Below are 11791 nucleotides of genomic sequence, written 5' to 3' on the forward strand. Positions count from 1 at the left end.
CGTTGGAGGACGATGCTCGTGACTGCCGCTCTGGCCGCGCATTACACGCAAGAACACCAGATGTTCCGTGAGACCTGCCGGCGCTTCTTCGAGAAGGAAGTGACCCCGTTCCACATGAAGTGGGAAGAGGAGGGGATCGTGCCGCGCGAGCTGTGGCGCAAGGCGGGCGAGCAGGGGCTGCTGGGCATGACCATGCCCGAGGCCTATGGCGGCGCGGGCGGCGATTTCCTCTACAGCGCCATTATGATCGAGGAGCAGGGACGGGCGCTGGCGTCGGGTCCGGCCTTCTCGCTCCATAACGACATCGTGGTCCCCTACCTGCTCCACTACGGCACCGAGGAGCAGAAGAAGAAGTGGATTCCCAAGGCCTGCTCCGGCGAGCTGGTCACGGCCATCGCGATGACCGAGCCGGGGACGGGATCGGATCTGCAGGCCGTCAAGACGACGGCCGTCATGGACGGCAATCACTGGGTCATCAACGGCTCCAAGACCTTCATCTCCAACGGCCAGCTCGCCGACCTGGTGATCGTGGTCGCCAAGACCGATCCCAAGCTCGGCGCCAAGGGCACGTCGCTGATCGCCGTCGAGACGAAGACGGAAGGATTCAAGCGCGGCCGCAATCTCGAGAAGATCGGCATGAAGGCGCAGGACACGTCGGAGCTGTTCTTCCAGGACGTGCGGGTGCCGGCCGATCACCTGCTGGGTGGGCCCGGCATGGGCTTCGTGCAGCTGATGCAGCAGCTGCCGCAGGAGCGGCTGGTGATCGCCATCCAGGCGGTGGCCGCGATCGAGGCCGCGCTGGAGCACACGCTCGCCTACGTGAAGGAGCGCAAGGCCTTCGGAAAGCAGATCATCGATTTCCAGAACACGCGCTTCAAGCTGGCCGAACTCAAGACCAAGGCCCATATCGCGCGCGTCTTCGTCGACGATTGTGTGGCGAAGCACCTCAAGGGCGAGCTCGACGTCGCGACCGCGGCGATGGCCAAGTACTGGACGACCGAGCTTCAGTGCGAGCTGATCGACGAGTGCCTGCAGTTCCACGGCGGCTACGGCTACATGTGGGAATACCCGATCGCCCGCCTCTACGCCGACGCCCGCGTGCAGAAGATCTATGGCGGCACCAACGAGATCATGAAGGAACTGATTGGGCGGACGCTCTGACTTTTCATCCTCATCCTGAGGAGCCGCGCTTCGCGCGGCGTCTCGAAGGATGGGCAACACCAAGACTAGTTCCCACCCTTCGAGACGCGGTCCTGCGGACCGCTCCTCAGGGTGAGGTCAAAGGGTAATCTGGACATTGAATAGGAGACCGACATGACCGACGCATACATCTACGACGCCGTCCGCACGCCGCGCGGCAAGGGCCGCAAGGATGGCTCCCTGCATGAAGTGACGCCGGTGCGCCTGGCCGTCACCGCGCTGCAGGCCGTGCGAGACCGCAACAATCTCGACACGCACCTGGTCGACGACATCGTGCTGGGCTGCGTCATGCCGATCGGCGAGCAGGGCGCCGACATCGCGCGCACCGCGTCGGTGATGGCGGGCTATGCCGAGACCGTCTCGGGCGTGCAGGTCAACCGCTTCTGCGCCTCGGGCCTCGAAGCCACCAACATGGCGGCGGCGCAGGTCATGTCGGGCCAGAGCCAGGCCGCGATTGGCGGCGGAGTCGAGAGCATGAGCCGCGTGCCGATGGGTTCGGACGGTGGCGCCTGGGCGGTCGACCCGGCCGTGGCGATCCCGATGTACTTCGTGCCGCAGGGCGTTTCGGCCGACCTGATCGCCACCAAGTACGGCATGAGCCGCGACGACGTCGACAGCTATGCCGTCGAATCGCAGAGGCGCGCCAAGGCCGCCTGGGACGCCGGCTACTTCAAGAAGTCGATCGTCCCCGTGCGCGACCAGAACGGCATCGAGCTGCTGGCCCATGACGAATTCCTGCGCCCGACCACGACCATGCAGACGCTGGCCGCGCTGGAGCCCAGCTTCAAGATGCAGGGCGAGATGATGCCGGGCTTCAACGCGGTGGCGCAGCAGCGCTATCCCGAGGTCGAGAAGATCAATCACGTGCACCATGCCGGCAACTCGTCGGGCATCGTCGACGGCGCCGCCGCGATCCTCGTGGGCTCCAAGGAGTTCGGCGAGAAGGCGGGGCTGAAGCCGCGCGCCCGCATCCGCTCCTTCGCCTCGATCGGCTCGGAGCCCGCGATCATGCTGACCGGTCCGGCGCCGGCCTCGGAGAAGGCGCTGAAGCGCGCCGGCATGTCGGCGAGCGACATCGACCTGTTCGAGCTGAACGAGGCCTTCGCCGCCGTCGTGCTGCGCTACATGCAGATCCTCAAGATGCCGCACGACAAGATCAACGTGAACGGCGGCGCGATCGCCATGGGCCATCCGCTGGGCGCCACCGGCGCGATGATCCTCGGCACGCTGCTCGACGAACTCGAGCGCCGCAACCTCTCGACCGGCCTCGCCACGCTCTGCGTCGGCGGCGGCATGGGCACCGCCACCATCATCGAGCGCGTCTGAGGAGCGCGCCACTCCAGTGGCGCTCTTCTTCAAGCTTCGACATCTCTTGAGCGCCACAGGAGTGGCGCGCTCCAATGAGGACTGAAACATGATCAACTACAACGTCGATTCGGACGGCATCGCGACCATCACCTGGGACATGCCCAACCGGGCGATGAACGTGCTGAACGAGGCCTCGATGACGGCCTATGCCGGCGCGCTCGAGACCGCCCTGAAGGACGACAAGGTCAAGGGCATCATCATCACGTCGGGCAAGGACAGCTTCATCGCCGGCGCCGACCTCGAGATGATCCTGAGCCTCGATACGTCCGATGCGTCGAAGCTGATGGAGCAGTTCAGCCAGCTGCAGAAGATGTTCCGCCGCCAGGAGACCGGCGGCAAGCCGGTCGTGGCCGCGATCAACGGCACGGCGCTGGGCGGCGGCTTCGAGATCTGCCTCGCCACGCACTACCGCATCGCCGCGGTCAACCCGAAGACCAAGGTCGGTCAACCCGAGGTGAAGATCGGGCTGCTGCCGGGCGGCGGCGGCACGCAGCGCATTCCGCGCCTGATCGGCGTGCAGAACGCCGCGCCGATCCTGCTCGAAGGCAAGGACCTCACGGTCGACGCCGCCAAGGGCCTCGGCCTGATCCACGAGGTCGTGCCGGCCGGCGAGTTGCTGGCCCGTGCCAAGGCCTGGCTGACAGCGCCGGCGACCGAGCAGGTCGTGCCGGAATATGCCGGCAAGGGCGCCAAGGCGATCGACGGCCGCGCCGTGCAGCCGTGGGACCGCAAGGGCTTCAAGGTGCCGGGTTTCCCCGGCGGCCAGGTCTGGAGCCCGCCCGGCGTCATGACCTTCATCGGCGGCAGCGCCATGGTGCGCGGCAAGACCAACGGCGTCTATCCGGCCCCGAAGGCGATCATGAGCTGCGTCTATGAAGGGCTCCAGCTGCCGTTCGATGCCGGTCTCAGGGTCGAGACCCGCTACTTCGTCTCGCTGCTGCGCGACCCCGTCGCCAAGAGCATGATCCGCACCTTGTTCTTCGGCCTGCAGGAAGCCAACAAGCTGGTGCGCCGGCCCAAGGGCGTGCCCAAGCAGGAGTACAAGAAGATCGGCGTGCTGGGCGCCGGCCTGATGGGCGCGGGCATCGCCACCGTCTCGGTGCAGGCCGGGCTCGACATCGTGCTGATCGATCGCGACCAGGCGGCGGCCGACAAGGGCAAGGCGCACATCGCCGACGAGTTGGGCAAGCTGGTGAAGCGCAAGCGCCTCGACCAGGCCAAGGCCGACGCGATGCTGGCCAAGGTCACGGCGACGCCGGACTTCGGCGCGCTCAAGGACTGCGACCTCGTGATCGAGGCCGTGTTCGAGAACCGCGAAGTGAAGGCCGAGGCCACGAAGAAGGCCGAGGCTGCGCTGCCGAAGGCCGCGGTGTTCGCGTCGAACACCTCGACCTTGCCGATCACCGGCCTTGCCGAAGCCTCGTCGCGGCCCGACCAGTTCATCGGCCTGCATTTCTTCTCGCCGGTCGAGAAGATGCCGCTGGTCGAGATCATCGTCGGCAAGAAGACCTCGCAGGAGACGCTCGCGCGCGCCCTCGACTTCGTCCAGAAGATCCGCAAGACGCCGATCGTCGTGAACGACAGCCGTGGGTTCTTCACCTCCCGCGTCTGCGGCGCCTTCATCAGCGAAGGCCATCGCATGCTGAAGGAAGGCGTGCCGGCCGCGATGATCGAGAACTGCGCGCGCTATGCCGGCATGCCGGTGGGCCCGCTGTCGCTCAACGACGAGGTCGCCATCGACCTGTCGTGGAAGATCATGGACCAGACGCGGCGCGACGCCGAGGCGGCCGGTCAGAAGTTCGAAGGCGCCGGCACCGAGGACATCCTCGAACTGATGGTGAAGAAGCTGGAGCGCTTCGGGCGCAAGAACGGCAAGGGCTTCTACGAGTATCCGGCCGACGGCAAGAAGCGCCTGTGGCCGGAGCTGCAGAAGTACTTCCCGGCCGATCCGGCGCTGCTCTACGGCGAGGGCGAGGACAAGCGCGCCAAGGAGGACGAGATCAAGAAGCGCCTGCTCTACGTGCAGGCGGTCGACACCGCGCGCTGCCTCGAGGGCAACGTGCTGACCAACCCGCAGGACGGCGACGTCGGCTCGATCATGGGCCTGGGCTTCGCGCCGCAGACCGGCGGGGCGATCAGCCTGATCGACCAGGTCGGCATCAAGAAGTTCGTCGCCGAGTGCGACGAGTTCGCGAAGAAGTACGGCCCTCAGTTCGAGGTGCCGAAGCTGCTGCGCGACATGGCCGCCAAGGGCGAGAGCTTCTACGGCAAGTACCAGCCGGCGAAGGCGGCTTAGGCTGCCACTCCGCTCTTACCGTCCTCTCCGCCCACGCAGTGGGGGGAGAGGAAGGGGCCCCGCGCGTCAGCGTGGGGTAGGTGAGGTGGGTGCTTCTCGCAAGCACACCTCGCCATTAACAAGCACATGACCCACCTCTCCTAGCCTCTCCCCCCACTGCGTGGGCGGAGAGGAACATGAGGCGCCGTTGGATGGCGTGCGCGCTTGCACTGAAGGGGTGACGCGGCAATTATCCCTCCCTCAAATCTGGAGGGAATTGCCGTGGACGCCAAGGAAATCGCCGCACTCGCCGACCGTATTGTCGAAGGCCGGCGTTCGAAGACGACGATGGACTGGCTCGCAGAGGCGACGGCGAGCCTTTCCGAGACGGATGCCTACAAGGTCCAGTTCGCGGTCCATGACAAGCTCGAGGCCGCCGGCTGGAAGCTTGCCGGCTGGAAAGTCGCCTTCGCCGTTCCCGCGCAGTACGAGCCGCTGAAGCTCTCGGGTCCGGCCTTCGCCGGCATTTACACGAGCGGCATCAAGCAGAGCGGCGCGGTGTTCGAGAAGGGCTGGCCCCTGAAGGCCGGCGTCGAGTGCGAGATGGTCGCGCGCATGGGCAAGGACGTGCCGGCCGGCACGGAATACACCGCCCAGTCGATCCAGGCGTTCGTCTCCAACCTCTATTGCGGCATGGAAGTGGTCGAGAACCGCTACGGCGACGCGTCCAAGCTGGGCGGTCCGGGCCGCATCGCCGACGACGTGCTGCAGGCCGCCTGCATTGTCGGCACCGAGATCAAGGACTGGCAGAAGACCGACTTCGCCAACGTGAAGGGCCGCTCCGAGTTCGAGGGCAAGGAGATCGGCGCCGGCCCCGGCAGCAACGTGATGGGCGGCGCAATGATCTCGCTCGCCTGGCTCGCCAACAAGCTCATCGCCAACGGCAAGCAGCTGAAGGCCGGCGACATGATCCTGACCGGCTCGGTGCACCCGCCGCAGTTCCTGCCGGGCCCGGGCGTCGCCAAGACCGAGTTCGTCGGCCTGGGCGGGGCGGAGATCACCGTCAAGTAAGAGTACCCCTGACTGCGGAGGCTGGCATGGTGAAGCCGATCGTGAACCTCGACGATGTCGCGTTCGACGACGTCGAGCAGGACGGCCTCTACACGTCCCGCCGCGCCCGGTTCAGCGACCAGATCGGGGCGAAGAACCTCGGCTACAACCTGACGGTCCTGCCGCCCGGCAAGGCCCAGTGCCCGTTCCACAGCCATCACGGTGAGGAGGAGATGTTCCTCATCCTGGAGGGCGAGGGCGAACTCCGGTTCGGCAAGGAGCGCTATCCGATCCGGCGGCACGATGTCATCGCCTGCCCGCCTGGCGGCGCCGAAGTGGCGCACCAGATCGTCAACACGGGCACGGAGACGATGCGCTATCTCTCCGTCTCGACCCGGGTCCCGCTCGACGCCTGCGAGTATCCGGACTCCGGCAAGATCTCGATCGTCGCCGGCAACGGCAGCTCCACGAAGCTCTGGAAGATGTTCCGCGCGGAGACCACGGTCGACTACTACGACCGCGAGAAGAGGTAGCGAGGCGAATCAGTCGCCGCGGCCGTAGGCCAGCAGGCGGTCGAGATGCAACGTCTCGTCCGACCAGCCGCCCGGCGGCCAGGGCGCCGCAGGGTCGATCGGCTCGCGCAGGGGTGTCGACGGCACCTCGTCGACCTCCAGCATCTCGACATCGATCCTGAAGTCCTCGTCCTGCTCGAAGCCGTGCCAGTGCAGGAACTCGGCATAGGCCCGGCGGCCGTCGCGAAGCCGCAGCACGAACCCCGCCGAGCTGTCGTGCATGTCGCCATACGCCCAGAACCGGTCGACGTGCGCGACGTCGGCCGGGGAGAAGCCATGGCTGTCGGCGTCGAGGACATCGAGCGTATGGCCGAATTCATAGAAGCCGCGGATCTGCATGCTGGCATCGTATCAAATGTTTCCAGCCAGCCCCCGACCCTTGCCTTATCCCCATATAGAACATAACATGAACATAGAGCAGAGGAGGCAGGCCGTGAGCGCACTTTTCGGAGCGACGATCGAGACGTTCGGAGGACACCCGCCGCTGGCGCCGCGGCAGGAGCAGGGCCTGTCGCGGCTGGGCACGGACCGTCTTCGCCGGCGCCACGCCGGGATGCATCGCGCCGGTCCGCGCTTCACCGACCGGCTTTTCTTCGCCGTCCTGCCGGATGCCGAGACGGCCGAACGGATCTCCGAACGCGCCGCCACCTGGCGGGCACGGCACGGCCTGACGGGCCGGCTTCTCAAGACCGGGCATTTCCACGTCACCCTGGCGACCGTCCATGAAGGCCACGGGCTTCCTGATGCCGACGAGATCGATGGCTGGGTGGCGCGCGCCGGCGAGATCCCGATGCCGTCGTTCCGGGTCGGCTTCGATCGCCTGATGAGCTTCGCCAACGGCGCGCTGGTCCTGACGGGCGATGACTCGACGGTCGGCATGGAAGTGCTGCAGCAGCGCCTGAGCGATTCGCTCGACGACACGCCGCGGCCGGCACGCCGCTACACGCCACACGTGACCCTGCTCCATGACGGAAGGCACATCGACGCCGAGCCCGTCGAACCCATCGCCTGGACGGTCGGCGAGATCGTTCTGGTGCACAGCCTGATCGGCCAGACGACGCATCGCCACGTCGCGCGCATCCCGCTGGGCTGACGTCTTCGCGAGGCGGGATGATTACGGTACGGCCGACCGACCGGCTGTTCTTCGCCGTGATTCCAGACGAGGGGACGGTGGAGGCGATTTGCAGCGCCCGGCGGAAGCTGTGTGGAAAGATCGGCCTCTCCGGCACGGAAGTTCTGCCCGAGCATCTTCACGTCACGCTATGGCATGTCATTGATGACATCGTTCCACCTGCGCCCGGGGACATCGACGCGCTCCTCCAGCGCGCCACTACCATCGAGGCGCAGCCGTTCCGGATTGCCTTCACGCGCGCAAAGTCTCTCAGCCGGGGAGCCTTCGTCTTGTACGGCGGCAAGGGGAGTGCCGACCTCGAAGCGCTCTCGGTGAAACTTCGCGATGCGCTGACGCGACCCGGCACGGAAAAGAAGCGCCCCTTCATGCCCCATATGACGCTCCTGAGGAGCGAGACGATCCTGCCGTCGCGCGGGATCAAGCCGATCACCTGGACCGCCCGCGAGATCGTCCTCATGCACAGCTTGCTCGGCAAGACGACACACCACCCTGTCGGGCGCCTGCCGTTGAGGCCGGGACCGCAATTGTCGTTACCGGGATTCGATTTCTGAGCGTTCGCCTTCGGCTATGATGCGATCATGAAGCCCTATGTCCTCTGCCACATGGTCTGCAGCGTCGACGGTCGCATCTGGGGCAGCCGCTGGCGGCCGAAGGCCAATGTCGTGCCCAATCTGTTCGAGCGGCTGCACGACCAGATGGGCGGGGGCTCGTGGCTGTGCGGGAGGGTGACCGCGCAGGAGTTCGCCAAGGGCAAGGAGCCGCACTATCCGCCGACCGATCAGGTGTTTCCGCGCGAGAACTGGTTCGCGCAGCGCGAGGCCAGGGCGTGGGGAATCTTCCTCGATGGCCACGGCAAGGCCGTGTGGGCGCGCCGCGACATCGGCGGCGATCCGATCCTCGTGATCCTGTCCGAGTCCGTGCCGGACCGGCATCTGGCGGGCCTGCGGGCCGACGGCGTCTCCTACATCTTCGCCGGCGAGACCGAAATCGATCTCGCGGCGGCGCTGGAGACGCTCAATCGCGAGCTGGGCATCGAGCGGATCATGCTGGAAGGCGGCGGCGGCGCGAACGGCGCCCTGCTGCGGGCCGGGCTCATCGACGAGCTTAGTCTCGTCATCTGCCCCGTGATCGACGGCAGCACCGGCGGCCCGATCGTGTTCAACTCGGGCGATGTCGATCTCGGCCCGGCGCCAATCGAGAGCATGACGCTGGTCAGCCACGACGTGCTCGAGGGCGGCACGATGTGGCTGCGCTACCGGTTGCGCTCGACGCCGGTCGACGCGAACGGTTAGTCCGCGGCCTTCCGGTCGAGGAATTCGAGTGTGCCGTCGCTGCGCTCGCCCTTGAGGTAGCGGAAGGTGCCGGCACCGGTGGCGAGCAGCTCGTTCGCCTGGTTGTAGATCTCGGTCTCGGCGGCGAAGGTGCTCTGGCTGGACGAGGGTCGCCAGGCGCCCAGGATCGTGAGCACGTCGCCCTCGCGGCCGGCCTTGATGAACTGGGTGGTGAAGGCGAGCGTCACGGAGAGCCGTCGCGCCGTCGCCGTCTCGTTGAAGGTGCAGGCGAAGCCGCTCGCGGAGTCCAGGAGCGTCATCAGCACGCCGCCGTGCAGCAGGCCGTTGGCGTTGCACAGTTCCGGCCGCACCTCGAGGCGCATCTCGACGAAGCCGGGGCGCCATGCCACGACCTGATGGCCGATCACGCCATTGAAGCCGCGGAACACATAAGGAGCGACCGGCCGAGCGTCGGCCGGTCGTTGGATAGCCATGTCTGGAATGCCTCGGGAAGAGAGGGCGCGCCTTAGCGGCGCACCATCGCCGACATCGGCGGCCGATGCCCGTTGCTCATCATCGGACGCATGGCCGGGCCGGACGAGGCCGTGATGGCCGGCTGCGCCGCCATGCCGGTGCGGATGTCGCGCGCAACCTTGACCAGGCGCGGGCCCCAGTCGGCTTCGAGACGGTCGCGGCTGATCTGGTAGATCGGCGCCGAGGCGTTGACGGCATAGGCCGCCGTGCCGTCGGAATTGCGCAGCGGGGCGCCGACGCCGCACAGTTCGGGCAGCCACTCGCCCCAGGTGACGCAGAAGCCGCGGTCGGTCAGTTCCTTGAACGAGCGCTCGAGGCCGGCCTTGACCTTGGTCCAATCGTCGCGCCAGCGGCGGCGGATGGCATCGATCTGCTTGTTGCGGTCGACGTCGGGCAATGTGAACAGGTAGGCGCGGCCCATCGCCGTGCTGGCCATCGGCACGCGCGTGCCGACATCGTGGGTGATCGCCACGACCGACGGGCCCCGGCAGGCTTCGAGGTAGATCATCGAATGGCGGTCGCGGCCGCCCAGCGCGGTCGAGGCGTTGAGGGCGTGCGCGAGCTGCTCCAGCGGCTGACGCGAGGCGCGGCGCACGTCCATGCTCGAGATTGCGGCATAGCCCAGCGCCAGCACGGAGGCGCCCAGCTCGTACTTCCGGAAACGGCGGATGTAGTTGAGGTAACCCAGCTCGGTCAGCGTGTGCGTGAGGCGGGCGACGGTCGGCTTCGGCAGACCGGTGCGGTGGGCGATCTCCTGGTTGCCCAGCATGCCTTCGCCGGCATGGAAGGCGCGGAGGATGTCGAGACCGCGGGCAAGCGCGGTGACGAACTGGCGGTCCTTGCTGTTCGACCCCTCGGCGAGGCCGCTTTCGACCGAGCTCTGGAAGGCCGCGGTTCGCGTGACGAGATGGCTTACATTGCCCATGCGCTTACTCCTGGTGAATGGCCGTTTATTTCTTTGCGGGGCGGAACCTGCCATCGCCTCACGGCGACCGCAATGCGATGGGCTGGATTTTGGCCTGCGAACGTGCAAAGCGGCCATGTCACAGGTGCGTGATTCGATTATCGCCAGTTGCAGAGACGCAGTTTTGCTCTCTGATTCGGGAATTTTCGGCCTATTTACGTGACGAGGGCGGCATTTTTCGACATGTTCGCCGCCTCCGGCTACGATCCGGGCCGACCCCCTGAGAGGCAAGAATTGGCAAAAGAACCCACCCTGCCGAAGGACATCACCGCCCTGTCTTTCGAAGACGCGCTGAAGGAGCTGGAGGGCATCGTCCAGCAGCTCGAGCGCGGCCAGGTGAAGCTCGACGAGGCGATTTCGGCCTACGAGCGCGGCGCGCTGCTGAAGCGCCACTGTGAGCAGCGGCTGGCCGAGGCCAAGATGAAGGTGGAAAAGATCGTGTTCTCCGCCGACGGCTCGGTCGCGACGCAACCCGCCGATCTCGGCTGATCTCCCTCCCCATGCCGTTGTCGTCGCACACCCGGTTTGGCGCTGCGCTTTCGTTTGCCGCCGAATCCGTCGAACGCACCATGGATCGCCTACTGCCGAGCGGCGTCTCGGGCGAGGCGCGCGTCTTCGAGGCGATGCGCTATTCCAGCCTGGGCGGCGGCAAGCGGCTGCGGGCCTTCTTCGTGCTGGCCGGCGCCACCCTGTTCAAGGTCGGGACCCTGCCGGCCCTGCGCACCGCCAGCGCCATCGAGTTCGTGCACGCCTATTCGCTGATCCATGACGATCTGCCGGCGATGGACGACGACGATCTGCGGCGCGGCAAGCCCTCCTGCCATCGGCAGTACGACGAGGCGACCGCGATCCTGGCCGGCGATGCGCTTCAGGCGCTGGCCTTCGAGGTGCTGGCGCACGAGGACACGCATGGCGATCCGGCGGTGCGTGTGGCTCTGGTCGCCGAGCTGGCGAAGGCCGCCGGCGCCCGCGGCATGGTCGGCGGCCAGATGCTCGACCTGCTGGCCGAGGAGGAGGGCTCCGACCAGTCGATCGGCGCCATCACCCACCTGCAACGATTGAAGACGGGTGCGTTGATCTCATTCTCGTGCACCGCCGGCGCCATCCTCGGAAAGGCCAGCGATCACGCTCGGTCGGCGCTTTCCATGTATGCTCACGATCTCGGCCTCGCCTTCCAGATCGTCGACGACCTGCTCGACATCGAGGGCGACGCGGCCGAGCTCGGCAAGGCGACGGGCAAGGACGAGGCGGCGGGGAAGGCGACGTTCGTGTCCATCCTGGGGGGCGAGCGTGCGCGGGCCCAGGCGGGGATGCTGGCGCGACAGGCGGCCGCGCATCTCGAGCCGTTCGGCGAGGCGGCGGATTTGCTACGGCAAGCCACAGAATTCGTCGTGGCGCGTCGCACCTGAAGTTGGGGCACAGCTC

At 66.7% G+C, this 11791-nt stretch carries 13 protein-coding genes; 10 read left to right on the forward strand and 3 right to left on the reverse strand.

Annotated elements, in window-relative coordinates; genetic code table 11:
* The first annotated feature begins 12 nt into the window (after positions 1–12).
* The 5 genes from EPO41_RS06820 (at position 13) to EPO41_RS06840 (ending at position 6426) form a co-directional block, all read left to right on the forward strand.
* Complete coding sequence (locus EPO41_RS06820; protein WP_296322288.1) at positions 13–1161, forward strand: acyl-CoA dehydrogenase family protein; 1149 nt, start codon at positions 13–15, stop codon at positions 1159–1161.
* A 153-nt stretch (positions 1162–1314) separates the two neighbouring features.
* Positions 1315–2526 (forward strand): acetyl-CoA C-acetyltransferase, encoded by a 1212-nt coding sequence (locus EPO41_RS06825; RefSeq protein ID WP_296322290.1) that lies wholly within the window; start codon positions 1315–1317, stop codon positions 2524–2526.
* An 88-nt stretch (positions 2527–2614) separates the two neighbouring features.
* Positions 2615–4864: a 3-hydroxyacyl-CoA dehydrogenase NAD-binding domain-containing protein gene (locus tag EPO41_RS06830; RefSeq protein ID WP_296322292.1), complete on the forward strand. Its 2250-nt coding sequence runs from the start codon at positions 2615–2617 to the stop codon at positions 4862–4864.
* Positions 4865–5125: 261 nt separating this feature from the next.
* Positions 5126–5914 (forward strand): hypothetical protein, encoded by a 789-nt coding sequence (locus tag EPO41_RS06835; protein ID WP_296322295.1) that lies wholly within the window; start codon positions 5126–5128, stop codon positions 5912–5914.
* Positions 5915–5940: 26 nt separating this feature from the next.
* Positions 5941–6426 (forward strand): cupin domain-containing protein, encoded by a 486-nt coding sequence (locus EPO41_RS06840; protein WP_296322298.1) that lies wholly within the window; start codon positions 5941–5943, stop codon positions 6424–6426.
* A 9-nt stretch (positions 6427–6435) separates the two neighbouring features.
* Here the strand turns inward: EPO41_RS06840 and EPO41_RS06845 are convergent, their stop codons facing one another.
* Complete coding sequence (locus EPO41_RS06845; RefSeq protein WP_296322301.1) at positions 6436–6804, reverse strand: hypothetical protein; 369 nt, start codon at positions 6802–6804, stop codon at positions 6436–6438.
* A 94-nt stretch (positions 6805–6898) separates the two neighbouring features.
* Here EPO41_RS06845 and EPO41_RS06850 point away from each other — a divergent pair, with 94 nt between their 5' ends.
* From EPO41_RS06850 to EPO41_RS06860, 3 genes are read left to right on the forward strand one after another with little or no spacing between them, the layout of a single operon-like run.
* Entirely contained in the window at positions 6899–7558 is a 660-nt protein-coding gene (locus tag EPO41_RS06850; protein WP_296322303.1) for a 2'-5' RNA ligase family protein, read from the forward strand.
* A 56-nt stretch (positions 7559–7614) separates the two neighbouring features.
* Positions 7615–8148: a 2'-5' RNA ligase family protein gene (locus EPO41_RS06855; protein WP_296322305.1), complete on the forward strand. Its 534-nt coding sequence runs from the start codon at positions 7615–7617 to the stop codon at positions 8146–8148.
* Between the two features lie 27 nt (positions 8149–8175).
* Complete coding sequence (locus tag EPO41_RS06860; RefSeq protein WP_296322308.1) at positions 8176–8889, forward strand: dihydrofolate reductase family protein; 714 nt, start codon at positions 8176–8178, stop codon at positions 8887–8889.
* Here EPO41_RS06860 and EPO41_RS06865 read toward each other — a convergent pair.
* Both EPO41_RS06865 and EPO41_RS06870 read right to left on the reverse strand, forming a co-directional pair.
* The gene (locus tag EPO41_RS06865; protein ID WP_296322311.1) at positions 8886–9362 is read right to left on the reverse strand and encodes a PaaI family thioesterase; all 477 of its coding nucleotides are present in this window, start codon (positions 9360–9362) and stop codon (positions 8886–8888) included. The genes EPO41_RS06860 and EPO41_RS06865 overlap by 4 nt on opposite strands.
* Before the next feature lie 32 nt (positions 9363–9394).
* On the reverse strand, positions 9395–10327 hold the full coding sequence (locus EPO41_RS06870; RefSeq protein ID WP_296322314.1) for an IclR family transcriptional regulator: 933 nt from the start codon (positions 10325–10327) through the stop codon (positions 9395–9397).
* A gap of 273 nt (positions 10328–10600) precedes the next feature.
* Between EPO41_RS06870 and EPO41_RS06875 the strand changes: the two genes are divergently transcribed.
* Together EPO41_RS06875 and EPO41_RS06880 are read left to right on the forward strand one after the other, a co-directional pair.
* Entirely contained in the window at positions 10601–10855 is a 255-nt protein-coding gene (locus tag EPO41_RS06875; protein ID WP_296322317.1) for an exodeoxyribonuclease VII small subunit, read from the forward strand.
* Positions 10856–10866: 11 nt separating this feature from the next.
* The gene (locus EPO41_RS06880) at positions 10867–11775 is read left to right on the forward strand and encodes a polyprenyl synthetase family protein (RefSeq protein ID WP_296322319.1); all 909 of its coding nucleotides are present in this window, start codon (positions 10867–10869) and stop codon (positions 11773–11775) included.
* Positions 11776–11791: the final 16 nt, after the last annotated feature.

Source organism: Reyranella sp. (assembly GCF_004297265.1).
Classification (GTDB): domain Bacteria; phylum Pseudomonadota; class Alphaproteobacteria; order Reyranellales; family Reyranellaceae; genus Reyranella.